This is a genomic window from Sphingobium sp. LF-16, from assembly GCF_003711185.1.
GTDB lineage: Bacteria > Pseudomonadota > Alphaproteobacteria > Sphingomonadales > Sphingomonadaceae > Sphingobium > Sphingobium yanoikuyae_A.
The window spans coordinates 4,497,699-4,510,529 of the sequence record NZ_CP029335.1 but is presented as its reverse complement, the minus strand read 5'-3'; the positions used below and the strand labels follow the sequence as shown (position 1 = coordinate 4,510,529).

At 67.3% G+C, this 12,831-nt stretch carries 13 protein-coding genes; 6 read left to right on the top strand and 7 right to left on the bottom strand.

Going from position 1 to position 12,831, the window contains the following annotated elements; genetic code table 11:
• The first annotated feature begins 31 nt into the window (after nt 1-31).
• Together DIZ22_RS21285 and DIZ22_RS22320 are read left to right on the top strand one after the other, a co-directional pair.
• Nucleotides 32-898 carry a DUF2520 domain-containing protein gene (locus DIZ22_RS21285; RefSeq protein WP_048936374.1) on the top strand — a complete coding sequence of 289 codons (867 nt, stop codon included), beginning with the start codon at nt 32-34 and terminating at the stop codon, nt 896-898.
• Nucleotides 895-1,116 carry a hypothetical protein gene (locus tag DIZ22_RS22320; RefSeq protein ID WP_048936373.1) on the top strand — a complete coding sequence of 74 codons (222 nt, stop codon included), beginning with the start codon at nt 895-897 and terminating at the stop codon, nt 1,114-1,116. Before DIZ22_RS21285 ends, DIZ22_RS22320 begins: the two co-directional genes overlap by 4 nt.
• On the opposite strand, the gene DIZ22_RS21275 is transcribed toward DIZ22_RS22320, so the two are convergent.
• Complete coding sequence (locus DIZ22_RS21275) at nt 1,113-2,081, bottom strand: nucleoside hydrolase (RefSeq protein ID WP_048936372.1); 969 nt, start codon at nt 2,079-2,081, stop codon at nt 1,113-1,115. The genes DIZ22_RS22320 and DIZ22_RS21275 overlap by 4 nt on opposite strands.
• Before the next feature lie 165 nt (nt 2,082-2,246).
• Here DIZ22_RS21275 and DIZ22_RS21270 point away from each other — a divergent pair, with 165 nt between their 5' ends.
• Entirely contained in the window at nt 2,247-2,354 is a 108-nt protein-coding gene (locus tag DIZ22_RS21270) for a helix-turn-helix domain-containing protein (protein WP_234415651.1), read from the top strand.
• On the opposite strand, the gene DIZ22_RS21265 is transcribed toward DIZ22_RS21270, so the two are convergent.
• The 5 genes from DIZ22_RS21265 to DIZ22_RS21245 form a co-directional block, all read right to left on the bottom strand.
• Nucleotides 2,351-3,448 (bottom strand): glycosyltransferase, encoded by a 1,098-nt coding sequence (locus tag DIZ22_RS21265; protein WP_048936371.1) that lies wholly within the window; start codon nt 3,446-3,448, stop codon nt 2,351-2,353. The two genes, DIZ22_RS21270 and DIZ22_RS21265, sit on opposite strands and share 4 nt — an antisense overlap.
• Nucleotides 3,445-4,536: a sugar-transfer associated ATP-grasp domain-containing protein gene (locus tag DIZ22_RS21260; protein ID WP_048936370.1), complete on the bottom strand. Its 1,092-nt coding sequence runs from the start codon at nt 4,534-4,536 to the stop codon at nt 3,445-3,447. The genes DIZ22_RS21265 and DIZ22_RS21260 overlap by 4 nt, the downstream gene beginning before the upstream one ends.
• A 3-nt stretch (nt 4,537-4,539) precedes the next feature.
• Nucleotides 4,540-5,346 carry an NTP transferase domain-containing protein gene (locus tag DIZ22_RS21255; protein WP_048936369.1) on the bottom strand — a complete coding sequence of 269 codons (807 nt, stop codon included), beginning with the start codon at nt 5,344-5,346 and terminating at the stop codon, nt 4,540-4,542.
• A complete protein-coding gene (locus tag DIZ22_RS21250; protein WP_048936368.1) occupies nt 5,346-6,377 on the bottom strand; it encodes a phosphoribosylglycinamide synthetase in 1,032 nt (343 codons plus the stop codon). Before DIZ22_RS21250 ends, DIZ22_RS21255 begins: the two co-directional genes overlap by 1 nt.
• A 118-nt stretch (nt 6,378-6,495) precedes the next feature.
• Nucleotides 6,496-8,118 (bottom strand): NAD(P)/FAD-dependent oxidoreductase, encoded by a 1,623-nt coding sequence (locus tag DIZ22_RS21245; RefSeq protein ID WP_048936457.1) that lies wholly within the window; start codon nt 8,116-8,118, stop codon nt 6,496-6,498.
• Between the two features lie 118 nt (nt 8,119-8,236).
• Here DIZ22_RS21245 and DIZ22_RS21240 point away from each other — a divergent pair, with 118 nt between their 5' ends.
• Nucleotides 8,237-8,644 (top strand): MerR family DNA-binding transcriptional regulator, encoded by a 408-nt coding sequence (locus DIZ22_RS21240; RefSeq protein ID WP_004210206.1) that lies wholly within the window; start codon nt 8,237-8,239, stop codon nt 8,642-8,644.
• A 57-nt stretch (nt 8,645-8,701) separates the two neighbouring features.
• Nucleotides 8,702-10,504: an acyl-CoA dehydrogenase C-terminal domain-containing protein gene (locus DIZ22_RS21235; RefSeq protein ID WP_048936367.1), complete on the top strand. Its 1,803-nt coding sequence runs from the start codon at nt 8,702-8,704 to the stop codon at nt 10,502-10,504.
• Nucleotides 10,505-10,510: 6 nt separating this feature from the next.
• Here DIZ22_RS21235 and DIZ22_RS21230 read toward each other — a convergent pair whose 3' ends face one another.
• The gene (locus DIZ22_RS21230) at nt 10,511-11,368 is read right to left on the bottom strand and encodes a DUF3617 family protein (RefSeq protein ID WP_240626786.1); all 858 of its coding nucleotides are present in this window, start codon (nt 11,366-11,368) and stop codon (nt 10,511-10,513) included.
• 149 nt (nt 11,369-11,517) lie between these two features.
• Here DIZ22_RS21230 and DIZ22_RS21225 point away from each other — a divergent pair, with 149 nt between their 5' ends.
• Nucleotides 11,518-12,816 (top strand): amino acid permease, encoded by a 1,299-nt coding sequence (locus DIZ22_RS21225; protein ID WP_048936456.1) that lies wholly within the window; start codon nt 11,518-11,520, stop codon nt 12,814-12,816.
• The last annotated feature ends 15 nt before the right edge of the window (nt 12,817-12,831 follow it).

The window sequence follows — 12,831 nt, the reverse complement described above, 5'->3', positions numbered from 1 at the left end:
GTAGCCGCACCGGCCGGGATATAGGCGCGCCATGACCGAGCATCCCGCCTATCGCCAGATCGGCCTCATCGGCACCGGCCGGGTCGCGCGCGCGCTGGGGCTGGCACTGGCGCCGCACAGCGCTGCGCCGATCCTGGTGCAGGGTCGCAATCCGGATCATGCCGCCGCTGCGCTCGAGGCGATTGGCCGTGCGCAGGCCGTTGCCCTGTCAACTTCGCTGTCATCCAATTGCGACCTGATCCTGCTGGCGGTGGCGGACGACGCCCTGCCGGCGGTGATCGCGGATCTGGCCACTATGCCGCTGTCTGCCACCATCTGCCATGTCAGCGGGCGCAGCGGCGCGGCGCTGCTTGCCCCGCTGCGAGCGCAGGGCGCGATCACCGCCGCCGTCCATCCGGCGATGACCTTCACCGGCGATCCGGCCGCCGAAGTCGCGCGGATGCAGGGCGCCCGCTTCGCCATCACCGGGGCCGATGCGCCTTCTATCGCGGCGGCGCGCAAGCTGGTCGCGCTGCTGGGCGGCGTGGCGGTCGAGGTCGCGGAAGCGCATCGCGCCCTCTATCATGCCGCCCTCTGCCATGCAGCCAATCATCTGGTAACGCTGATCGCCGGCGCGTCCGACGCGCTGGTTGCGGCCGGCGTGGTGGAGCCCGGCGCGCTGCTGGCGCCGCTGGTCCGGGCCGCGCTCGACAACAGCCTGGATCGCGGGATCGATGCCCTGTCCGGCCCGCTGCTGCGCGGCGACCGACAGACGATCGGCAATCATCTGACGGCGTTGACCTCGCACGCGCCCGAACTGCTGCCGGCCTATCGCGCCATGGCGCTGGCGACTCTCGACGCGCTGGACCGGGACGAGAGCGCGCTGCGCGACGATCTCAGCCGGCAAAGCGGCTGTTGATCATCCGGGTGGTCGACCAGCCGCCGTCCACCGCGCCCGAGCGGTCGATGCGCCGCCAAATTGATGTCCCTTCTGCACAACAAGGACCGACAGGCCCAGATGGACCGCATGCACACCTATATCTGGAAACCGGCCACGCGATGACCCCGCCGGCCAAGGCGCCGATGAATGTCTACGAGGTGCGGGTTGTGGACGATCGGATCGAGATCGCCCGCTAGCCTGCCCGCGGCCGCATCAGGGCCAGGAAATCGGCCAGTGCCAGCCGCGCATCGAGTTGGGTGAAGAGGCGGATCGAGCGGCCGGGGATTTCCGCGCCATAGCGGGAATCGTCCAGCAGGCGCCGTCCGGCGACGACCGAGGAGGCGCTGCTCTCCGCAGACACGGACGTCAGCAATACCATCGGACTGTCGCCCAGGGTGATGGCGCCGCCCAGTTGGACGAAAGGCGGCAGATCGGCATAGCGGCCATAGAGCCATGCGGTCGTGGGCGACATCGGCCGCAAGGTTGCCGTCATTTCCGCCACCGACATCTGCAACTGGCGATAGGCGCCGGCGGCTATCTGCCAGATCGGCATGCGACTCCGCTCGATCACGACACGCGCCGCTTCCAGATCGGTAGACAGATTATATTCGCTGCCGCCCTGCGGATAGTCGGCGCCGCCGATCCAGACCAGGGTCATGCGATCGGCGATGGCCGGCTCCAGCAGCATCGCCTGGGCGAGATTGGTGAGTGGCCCGCCACAGGTGAAGAAGAGCGGCAGCGGATCGTCCCGCATCGCCTCCGCCACGATCGCCCGTGCCGCCGCCGATGCCTGTGCCCCGGCGACGCCGAACTGCTCGCTGCCTGCGATCACCGGGCAAGGGTTCGTCACCCCCATGATCTTCATCAGGTCGATCGCCGCCTGTTTGCCCGCCGCGGCGGTTGCGCCGGCCGGCTGTCCGCCGAGCGCCGCCAGCTTCGCGTCGAGCGCCGATGTCGTGACCAGCACCGGCCGCGCCGCCTTCGTCGCCAGTTGATGCGCGAGCGCGATCAGACCGTCGGGATCGCCGGCGAAATCATTGTCGATGATGATGCGCGCCTTGGGCGACTGCCGGATCACCGGCAGGGCGGATCGGGCGGCCGTGCCGATCATCAGGCTGGCGCCCGCTGCGATGAACCCGCGCCGATCGATCTCTGTCCGCATGCCTCTCCCCTGTCTGGACCGAGGGCTGGCATGGGGCCGCTAAAGGGTCAAATAGCGATTTGCAGGTAGGCCATAGGCCAGCGCTATGGATGGCTGAGCAGCCCGCGCTGGCCCAATTTTCGGCGACCTGGAAGCACGTCCATTGGTGCGGCCGGCCGGTGAGGAATGTCGAGCGCCACGGCGGAGCGGCTGGGCTATGCCGAACAGACCAGTTTTGGTCGCGCGTTCAAGCGCTGGACCGGACTAACGCCACGGCAGTTTCGCAACGGCTAGCGCAGCAGCCGCCCCCAGGCATCGGACAGCGCGTCCAGACCGAAATGATCGATCCGGTCACCGGGGCGGATCGCGGTGGCGAGATCGAGCTGACGCTCCAGCGCATCTGCCAGCGCTGTCGCATCGGCCGGGTCGACCAGCAGGCCGCACCGTCCATCATCGAGCAGGTCGACGGCGTTGCCGGCGCTGCGCGACGCGACGATCGGCACGTCCACGGCCATCGCCTCCAGCAGGACATTGGGTGATCCTTCCCACCAGCTCGGCAGGATAAAGGCATCGGCATGGGCCAGCCAGGGAAAGACATTGTCGACCGTGCCGGGCAGGTCGAGATCATCAGCTATACCGAGCGCCTTCGCCTGCGCCCGCAGGCTGTCACAGGCGCGGTCGCGACTTTCGCCCAGGATGATGAGGCGCGCGGGTCGCTCCCGCCGCAGGATCGCGAAGGCGGCAAGCAGAGTGACGAAATTCTTCTGCGGCGCCAGCCGGCCGATCGCCAGGATCACCGGCGGCGTGCGCCCCATCCAGCGATGCGGCACTGGCCCGTCGGCCAGGAAGCGGGCGGCATCGGCGTCGATGCCATTGGGGATCACCGCCACCTTGCCTGCCCGCGCCGCGCCGGCAAAAGCAGGCGTATCCGCCAAGGTCGGCGACACCAGCACCAGATGATCGGCGTCGCGCGCCAGCAGCCGCGCCATCGCGGTGCGGCCGATGCGTCCGAGCCCACCTGATGGTGCGCCGGCCGCATTGCGCATGATGTCGTTGCTGATGCGATAGATGCGCCGCACGTCGCGCAGCCCCTGGCTCGCCGCCCAGGCGGTGCCATGGCCATGATTGCCCGCCGAAATCAGCGTCGCTTGCCCCCGCGATCGCAGATGCCGCCGCAACGCCGCGATCGCCTGCACCTTCTCGCGCGGGCGCGACGGGTTTGGCCCGGCCAGCAGCGCATGATGCGGCACGCCGGTCACGCCCTCGCCGCCCGGCAGCGCCGTCACCAGTTCGACATCCAGCCCGCGCGCCGCCAGTTCGGCGGCCAGGATACGGACATTGCGCACCACGCCGGTCGCGGCCAGCGCATGGACATAGAGGATGATCACGCCCGACGCGGGTCGCGCTCGATCGCGCCGGCCGCCTGCCAGCGCTGCGGCGGCAGATGGCGCAGATGATGGCAGTAAAGCGCGCCCAGCCGGCTGTCGGCCAGCCCCCGGCCGCTCACCAGTTGCATGATGTCGGTGCCGGGGTTCCAGTTGCCTTCGACCAGCACCGGGCCGTCCGGCGTCAGGCCAACATCCCAGCCGATCACGGTAAAGCCCGATCGGAAAGCGAGATGCGCCCGCAGCGCCAGCGCCACGGCGGCATCCAGATCAGGCACCGGCCGGCCGCTGATAAGTGCGCCGGTCAGCGGATGCCGGTCGCAGCGGATCGGCGCGCCGTCCGGTCCCGCCTGCCACACCGGCCCACAGCGTCCGTCGGCATCGACCGACAGCACAAGATTCCCGGCGTTGAAATTATCCACAGGGCGCCCGCCGCCGGCAGACAGGCGCAGCGCCAGCGCGCAGGCCTCGGGCGTGCCAACCTCGTCCAGGCAGGTGACCACGCGCAAGGTCGGCAGCGCGCCCGGCGACATGTCCGCCAGCGCTTCATGGGTAGCCAGGCAGCGCTGGATCACCCCGCCGGCCGCCCAGAGCGCCAGCAGGCGTGCGCGCAGCGTATCGTCGGCGATCGGCCCTTCCGCCCCTTCCCAGCGCCCGCCCTTCTTTGCGAAGCGCACAACCCCCTGCCCCTTGGAACGATAGCTGGGCTTGGCGATGATGACGCTCTGGCCGTGCAGCCAAGTGGCGATATCACCTGTCTCCAGCGCGAAACTGTCGGGCACCGGCAATCCCGCCGCAGCGGCATGGCGGGCGAAAAGCTGCTTGTTCTTGAGCGGATTGGTCTCGGCCGGGAAAGCGCCGGGATTGAGCAGCCGATGCAGCCCCTTGCGATCGCGCATGCTGAGCCCCTGCGCCCGCACCGTTTCGCACAGCAGGCGCCGTTCCGACGCCGCCCAGCCGCTGCGCCCGCTCGCCGCGATCAGCCGCGCAACCGTTCGCCGGCCCAGCGGCCAGTGGCGACGCAATCCGTCATGATAGGCCGCCAGCAGGACATTGCCGTCGGCCGGGGGCAACGCACGCAACGTGAACAAGGGTCAGGCCGCCTCGACCCGCGCCAGCCGCCGCTCCAGCAATTCGCTTGCCACGCCATGGCTGCGCGCATTGTCGACGTCGATCGCGACCGCGCCGTCGCTCAGGATCACCGGCGCGATCACCATGCGGAAGCGGCGGGAGAAACGCGCAAAGGCCTGGCCCAGTGTGCCGATGCCGAAGCGGAAACGGATCAGGTTGAGGAGGCCGAAGGCGCCGATGATCCGCATCGGATGCTTCACGAACTGCCCGCCCGAGCGGAAGGTCTCGGCCGCTGCCAGCGCCTTTGCATTCTTCAGCCAATAGGTGTTGCAGTTGGAAAATTCGTCGTCGGCGAAGCGATAGAATTTGCGCTGTCCCTGCGGATGCGCCGTCAGCACGGACGCGCGGCGGGTGAAGGCGACGGCGGCGTTCGCGCCCTGCGCGGCGCAACCGTCCAACATCTCGGCCAGTGCATCGGGCGTCAGCAGCACATTGTCGGCAGTGGTGATGAGCAACGGGAAGCGCGCACCATCGGCCGCCGCCAGTACGGAATCGACCAGATTGGGCCGGGCCGAAATAGCGACCAGCCGTCCGGTATTCCGTAGTCCGCGCAGTTGCGGCAGGGCGTCGAGCACCGCCACATCCTCGATCGCGACCCGGATTTCGCCGATGCGCGGGCTGGCCGCCAGCGCCTCGATCACATGGACCAGCATCGGCTGGCCGACCACCGGGACCAGGCATTTATGGGTGACGCCCGCAGCCTGTGCGAGTGGGTCTGTCGCGCCGTCGCGCTTGCCGGCGAGCACCAGCGCCGTTGCCATGCCGGGCATCAGGCGGCCTCCAGCACCGGCATTTCGGTCAGCAGGCCATGCCGGGCCAGGCTTTGCGCGACGATCGTTTCGACCAGGCTCTGATGATCGACGCCGATCGACGCGGCTGAGCGCGAGATCGTCTTCTTCGACCAGAGATTGCAGGACAGGTTCACTTCCATGAACAGCAGCTCGCCCGACGCCGGATCGTAGCGATACTCGAACCGGCCATAGTCGAACGGCCAGAGTTCGGGCAGCAGGCGGCGGGTCATATCCTCTAGCCGCGTCCGCAGGTCATGGTCCTCCACCAGGATCAGCGGATCATCGCCCGCATCGATCAGGCCGCGCTTCTCCTCATAGCTGCGTTCGCGATGCGGATCGGCCGGCACATACATCATCGGCGGGAGAATCCAGGGCTGGCCACCGCTGCCGCCGACGACCGGCACGGCCACGTCGAGCAAGGGCGCCCAGGCCTCGACCAGCACGTCATGGCCCAGGCCATGGAGATGATCGGCATGGGCATGGGCCTCCGTCCAGTTGTCGACCATCGCGAGGCCCCAGGAGGCCGACGAGGCGTTGGGCTTCACCACCAGCCGCTCGGCCTGGAATTCCGGGCCGGCCGGCATGGCGCCCCGACGCAGGATGCGCGCCGGCATGGTCGGCACGCCATGGGCGCGAGCGATCAGCTTGGAGAGATATTTATCGTCGGACACGCCACGGACGATCGGGCTTGCACCCAGGAAGGGCACGCCGCGCCAGGACAGCAGGAGCGGCGCCAGCATCTCGCTATTCTGAAATCCGCCGCGATTGAGCAGGGTGACGACGAAGTCGACATCGGGCTTGTCGAACAGCGCATCATAACTGTCGGCAACCGCGACATGGAGGCCAATCGCCTCCAGCGTCGATCGCATCTCATGATGATAGACGGCATGATTGCCATCCACGCTGTCGGCGCCGCCGCCCTTGCAGGCATGCTTGGCCAAGAACAGGAGGCGCAGCCGGGCCTTGTCGGCCGGGGAGATGCGCATGCAACGGTCGATCGGGTTCAGCATGGCGCCGCAATAACGCGCGCCCGTTACGCTGGATTGACGGTGCGATGACGCCGAAGGGACGAAGACGGGTCAGGGCCGTGACGGCTTCATGACCGGGCGATGTCAAACCCGTCGCAGATCAGGACTGGACCATCTGAACCGCCACCGCCTCGGCCACCTTGATGCCGTCGATCGCCGCCGAGAGGATACCCCCGGCATAGCCCGCGCCCTCACCCGCCGGGTAGAGGCCGGCAACGTTGAGGCTCTGAAAATCCTTGCCGCGCGTGATGCGGATCGGCGAGGAGGTGCGGGTTTCCACGCCGGTCATCACCGCGTCGGGATCGTCATAGCGGGCGATCTGGCGACCAAAGGCCGGCAGCGCCTCATGAAACGCCTCGATCACATAGTCGGGCAGGCAGAGCGACAGGTCGGTCGGCGTCACGCCCGGCTTGTAGGAGGGCACGACCGACCCCAGCTGGGTCGAAGGCCGACGCGCGAGGAAGTCGCCGACCGTCTGCCCCGGCGCCCAGTAGGAGGAACCGCCTGCGACATAAGCCAGGCTCTCCCAATGGCGCTGCAGTTCGATCCCCGCCAGCGGTCCATCGGGAAAGTCGCGCGCCGGATCGATGCCGACGACCAGCCCCGAATTGGCGTTGAACTCGGCGCGGCTATACTGGCTCATGCCATTGGTGACGACGCGCCCTTCCTCCGAAGTGGCGGCGACCACCCGGCCACCCGGACACATGCAGAAGCTGTAGACGGTGCGGCCATTGGCGCAATGATGGGCGAGGCTATAGGCCGCCGCACCCAAATCGGGATGGCCGGCGCAATTGCCATAGCGCGCCTTGTCGACCCAGCTTTGCGGATGCTCGATCCGCACGCCGATCGAGAAGGGCTTGGGTTCGATATGCACGCCCTTGCCGTGCAGCATCTCGAAGGTCGGGCGGGCGCTGTGGCCCACCGCCATCACCACATGATCCGCCTCGATCACGCTGCCGTCATGCAACACCAGCCCGCGCAATTTCTGCGTGCCGTCGCCCTGCCGTTCCAGCACCAGATCGTCGACGCGGTGCTGCCAGCGATATTCGCCGCCGAGCGACTCGATCTGCTTGCGCATGGCTTCGACCATCGAGACCAGGCGGAAAGTGCCGATATGGGGGTGCGCTTCCCACAAGATATCGTCGGGTGCGCCGGCGGCGACAAATTCCTCCAGCACCTTGTGACCCAGGAAGCGGGGATCCTTCACCCGGCAATAGAGCTTGCCGTCGGAGAAGGTGCCTGCGCCGCCCTCGCCGAACTGGACGTTGGAATCGGGGTTGAGTTCGGCCCGGCGCCACAGGCCCCAGGTGTCCTTGGTCCGCTCGCGCACCACCTTGCCGCGATCCAGGATGATCGGCTTGAACCCCATCTGCGCCAGGATCAGGCCGGCAAACAGGCCGCACGGCCCCGCCCCGATCACCACCGGGCGCTTGCCCTGCCAGCCGTCGGGCACATGGGCGACGAACTTGTAGCTGGTGTCGGGCGTCGGCCGGACGTCATGGTCCTTGGCAAAGCGCTCCAGCACCGCGGCCTCGTCGGCCACGTCGATGTCGAGCGTGTAGACCAGTTGGATCGCGCTGCGGCGGCGTGCATCATTGCCGCGCCGCACGACGCTGTGGCCAAGCAGTTGCTGCGGCTCCAGCCCCAAGCGTTCGCAGATGGCGACGGGCATCGCCTCGGCCGGGTGGTCGAGGGGCAATTTCAAACCGGAAAGACGGATCATGGCGCCGCCCATAGTCGCAAATCGCCCGAAATGCTATTCCCCGAGGCCGTGGCACGGCCGATCGTCCTGCGCATCTTCTAACCTTGACGTAAACGTAAAGCCGTCATAGTCTTTGCTCATGAACACGCGCACCAGCATTGCCGGCATCGAGCTTCCCGATGACCGTGACCAGCAGAGCTACAGCATCACCGACCTCAGCGAGGAGTTCGGCGTCACCGCCCGTGCCCTGCGCTTCTATGAGGATGAAGGACTGATCGCACCGGAGCGCCAGGGCCTGGCCCGCGTCTATTCGCGCCGCGACCGCGCCCGCCTTGCCTGGATCCTGCGCGGCAAGCGCGTGGGCTTCAGCCTCAACGATATTCGCGAGATGATCGACCTCTATGACGCCGACGAGGGTCATGAGGAACAGCGCCGTGTGACGATCGACAAGTGCCGCGCGCGCATCGACCTTTTGACCCGCCAGAAGGACGATATCGATGCCGCCATCGCCGAACTGGCGAGCTTCATCGGAACGATCGAGAAATAAGCCGGAGCCGCATCGTCGGCTCCCCCGCAGCAGAACAAAAACGCCTGGAGAAGATTCATGCCCAGCTACAACGCCCCTGTCCGCGACACCCGCTTCGTGCTCGACCATGTCGTCGGGCTGGAGCGCTACGCCAATCTGCCCGGTTTCGAGAATGCGACCCCCGACCTGGTCGAAGCGATCCTGACCGAAGGCGGCAAGATCGCGTCGGAAGTGCTGTTCCCCATCAACGCCGTGGGCGACAAGGAAGGCTGTACCCGTCATGCCGACGGCAGCGTCACCACGCCGACCGGTTTCAAGGCTGCCTATGACCAGTTTGTCGAGGGCGGCTGGACCACGCTGCACGCGCCAACCGAATTTGGCGGCCAGGGCCTGCCCAATGTCGTCGCCACTGCCGTCACCGAATATGTGCTGTCGGCCAACCAGGCGTTCGAAATGTATCATGGCCTGACCGCCGGCGCGATCGCCGCGCTGATCGCCAAGGGCAGCGACGAACAGAAGGCCACCTATCTGCCCAACATGGTGTCGGGCGTCTGGACCGGCACGATGAACCTGACCGAGCCCCATTCCGGCACGGACTTGGGCCTCATCAAGACCAAGGCCGTGCCGAACGGCGATGGCAGCTTCGCGATCAGCGGCACCAAGATCTTCATCTCGGCCGGCGAACATGATCTGGCGGAGAATATCATCCACCTCGTCCTCGCCAAGACGCCGGGCGCCCCCGACAGCAGCAAGGGCATCTCGCTGTTCGTCGTGCCCAAGTTCATAGTCAATGAAGACGGCTCGCTGGGCGACCGCAATGCCGTGTCCTGCGGCTCGCTCGAACATAAGATGGGCATCCACGGCAACGCCACCTGCGTCATGAACTATGACGGCGCCAAGGGCTGGCTGGTCGGCGAGGAGAATAAGGGCCTGGCCGCCATGTTCATCATGATGAACGCCGCGCGCCTGGGCGTTGGTCTGCAGGGCCTGGGCCAGGGCGAGATCGCGTTCCAGAACGCCGTCCATTACGCCAAGGACCGTCGCCAGGGCCGCGCACTCACCGGCCCCAAGGAGCCGGAGGAAAAGGCCGACACGCTGTTCGTCCACCCCGATGTCCGCCGCATGCTGATGGAAGGCAAGGCGCTGACCGAAGGCCTGCGCGCGCTGATCCTGTGGGGCGCATTGCAGCATGACCTGTCGCACAGCGCCGCGACCGAGGAAGAGCGCCAGGCGGCCGACGATCTGCTGCAGCTGCTGACCCCGGTGATCAAGGGCTATGGCACCGACAAGGGCTTCGACGTTGCGGTGTCGAGCCAGCAGGTGTTCGGCGGCCATGGCTATATCTGGGAAAATGGCGTGGAACAGTATGTTCGCGACGCCCGCATCGCCCAGATCTACGAAGGCACCAATGGCGTGCAGGCGATGGACCTGGTCGGTCGCAAGCTGCCGATGAATGGCGGCCGCGCGCTCCAGGCCTTCCTCAAGATCCTGGCCACCGAAATCGCCGAGGCCAAGACCAACGAGAAGCTGGCGAGCTTCGCCGATGCGCTCGAAAAGGCCAAGGGCCAGCTCGAAGCGGCGACCATGTGGTTGATGCAGAACGCGATGAAGAACCCCGATAATGCCGGGGCCGGCGCGCATCATTACATGCACATCCTGGGCATCGTCGCCACCGGCCTGATGTGGCTGCGCATGGCGAAGGCCGCCACCGGCCTGCTCGATGCGGGCGAAGGCGATGCCGGCTTCCTGGAAGCCAAGCTGGTCACCGCGCGCTTCTTTGCCGAGCGCATCATGCCCGACGCCGGTTCGCTCCGTCGCAAGATCGAGGGCGGCGCCGACACGCTGATGGCGCTCGACCCGGACATGTTCCTGGCGGCCTAATCAGCCTTAATCCCGCCCTGCCGTGCCTTCGGGCCGGGAGGGCGGGCATTCGCCGATGCGCCGGCCGTTGAGCAGATATCGGTCCTCGGTTTGAAAACGCCCGGTGTCGGTGTTGGCGAGCATCAACCCTTCAATCCGCTCGGCCGTCAACTGCGCGCTCAATCGCATATCGATCGTGCCATAACGTGAAGGACAGGAGCGGGTGACACTCAGCCGCCCCTCCTCCACCTCCATGCGCGCCATCATGCAGCCCTGGTGTCCCTCGCGCTCGAAATGATCGTCGACAAATTGCCGCAATGTCTCCGCATCACTGCGGCTGAGGCATAGCTGATAGCGATAGCCCGGTGGCGGCGGCGGCGGCGCCCGTGACGGGCGGGGGCCAGTCGTTGGAAGACCCCGCGTCTGGCTGAACATCCGCCCCTTCTCGATCTCCCACAGACCCGGCCTGATCCGGTAGCGCGATCCGGTCACGAGGATGTCCGTATCCCGCTCGGCCGGCGGCAGGCTGATCTGCGGACCGGGCAGCGCGACCGAAGCGACCGGTTGCCGCGCCTGTTCCAGCGCTGCGGGACGAACGAGGACCACATCCTCCGCCTCCATATCCGCATCGACCAGCGCCGCGATCCGGTCGCTGACGCAGGCCTGCGCCTCGCGCCGTCGGCCATGGCCATCGGCCACGCACTGGCGCACGAACTCGCACATCGCCTGATCGACCCGATCCTCGCCGCTGCTGCGCGTGATCGTGCAGCGGACAAGGTCGCGGCCGCGCACATCATAGTCGATACCGACCTTGCGCAGCTTGGCGGCAGTGACGACGATCGGATCGTCCGCATCGGCTGCGACGAGCGACGCGGACAGAAGCATCAACACGCCTGTCGCGATCGGTCGCATGTCCCGCCTCTCCTGCTCTGTCCTTGGCCAAGGATCACCCGAAGCGCGCCGCCATGCAAGTCCGAACGAAGGCGCAACGATCCGCTCTGGCCCTGCCCCCTTTTCACCGATAGACAGGGATGATGGACAGCCCGCCGCCGGCACAGGATGTGATCCCCCACCGCCCGGTGCGGACGCTGGGGCTGGCCGCCTGCATCGCGCTGGTCATGGGCAACATGATCGGATCGGGCGTGTTCCTGCTGCCCGCTGCGCTCGCCCCCTTCGGCTGGGATGCGGTCGCCGCCTGGGTGTTCACCATCGCCGGCTCCTTGATCCTGGCCTTCGTGATCGCCCGACTGACCGTCGCCATGCCCGATGCCAATGCCGCGCAGATGAGCGCGCGCGCCTATGGCCCGCTGGCCGGCTTCGCGATCGGCTGGATCTACTGGCTGTCGATCATTATCACCAATGTGACGATCGCGGTCGCCGCCACCGCCAACCTGTCCAGCCTGTTGCCGGCGTTGAACCGGCCGGGCATGGGCGCGCTCTGTTCGATCGGCTTCATCTGGCTGACCACCGCGATCAACCTGCGCGGCGCCCATGCCGCCGGCACGGCGCAACTGGTGACGACGATCATCAAGGTCGTGCCCATCCTGGTCGTGCTGGTGCTGCTGGCGCTGACGATCGGGCGCGGCACGGCGGAAATCGTGCCCTTCCCGGCCCAGGGCTTTACCGGCAGCGGCATCACGGCAGCGGCGGCACTGACGCTGTGGGCCCTGCTCGGTTTCGAATCCGCCTCGGTCGCGGCCGACAAGGTCAAGGATCCCGCCCGCACCGTGCCGCGCGCGACGATGATCGGCACGGCGGTCACCGGCCTTCTCTACCTGTTCGTCTGTTCCGGTATCGCCCTCACCCTGCCCGGAGCCGAAAGCCAGACCGGGTCGCCCTTCGGCGCCTATGTCACCCATTATTGGTCGGCCGGGCCCGCCAGCCTGATCGCGACCTTCGTCGTCATCAGTTGCCTTGGCGCGCTCAATGGCTGGACCCTGTTGCAGGGCGAGGTGCCGCTGGCGATGGCGCGCGCAGGCGAGCTGCCGGCCTGGCTGGCGGGCACGGATGCGCGCGGCACGCCGGTGCGCGGATTGATATTGTCGAGCATCCTTGCCAGCCTGCTGCTGGTCGCCAACAGCCTGCAGGGGCTGGTGGCCTTGTTCACCGCCATGGCGCTGCTCGCGACATCGGCGACGCTGTGGCTCTATGTGGGTTGTGCGCTGGCTGCGCTGCGCTTGCGGATTGCCGTACCCGCCGCAGCGGTCGGCCTCGCCTATGCCTGCTGGACTTTATGGGGCGCGGGCCTCGTTCCCAGCGGCGCCAGCTTCCTGCTGATGGCGGGCGGCCTGCCCTTCTACTGGTGGGCGCGGCGCACCAGCGCCACGCCCTGACCAGTCCTGTGGGGA

Coding starts and splice junctions, on each gene's coding strand:
- DIZ22_RS21285 (WP_048936374.1), top strand. CDS start 32: ATGACCGAGCATCCCGCCTATCGCCAGATCGGCCTCATCGGCACCGGC.
- DIZ22_RS21275 (WP_048936372.1), bottom strand. CDS start 2,081: ATGCGGACAGAGATCGATCGGCGCGGGTTCATCGCAGCGGGCGCCAGC.
- DIZ22_RS21270 (WP_234415651.1), top strand. CDS start 2,247: ATGTCGAGCGCCACGGCGGAGCGGCTGGGCTATGCCGAACAGACCAGT.
- DIZ22_RS21255 (WP_048936369.1), bottom strand. CDS start 5,346: ATGCCCGGCATGGCAACGGCGCTGGTGCTCGCCGGCAAGCGCGACGGC.
- DIZ22_RS21250 (WP_048936368.1), bottom strand. CDS start 6,377: ATGCTGAACCCGATCGACCGTTGCATGCGCATCTCCCCGGCCGACAAG.
- DIZ22_RS21245 (WP_048936457.1), bottom strand. CDS start 8,118: ATGATCCGTCTTTCCGGTTTGAAATTGCCCCTCGACCACCCGGCCGAG.
- DIZ22_RS21240 (WP_004210206.1), top strand. CDS start 8,237: ATGAACACGCGCACCAGCATTGCCGGCATCGAGCTTCCCGATGACCGT.
- DIZ22_RS21235 (WP_048936367.1), top strand. CDS start 8,702: ATGCCCAGCTACAACGCCCCTGTCCGCGACACCCGCTTCGTGCTCGAC.
- DIZ22_RS21230 (WP_240626786.1), bottom strand. CDS start 11,368: ATGCTTCTGTCCGCGTCGCTCGTCGCAGCCGATGCGGACGATCCGATC.
- DIZ22_RS21225 (WP_048936456.1), top strand. CDS start 11,518: ATGGACAGCCCGCCGCCGGCACAGGATGTGATCCCCCACCGCCCGGTG.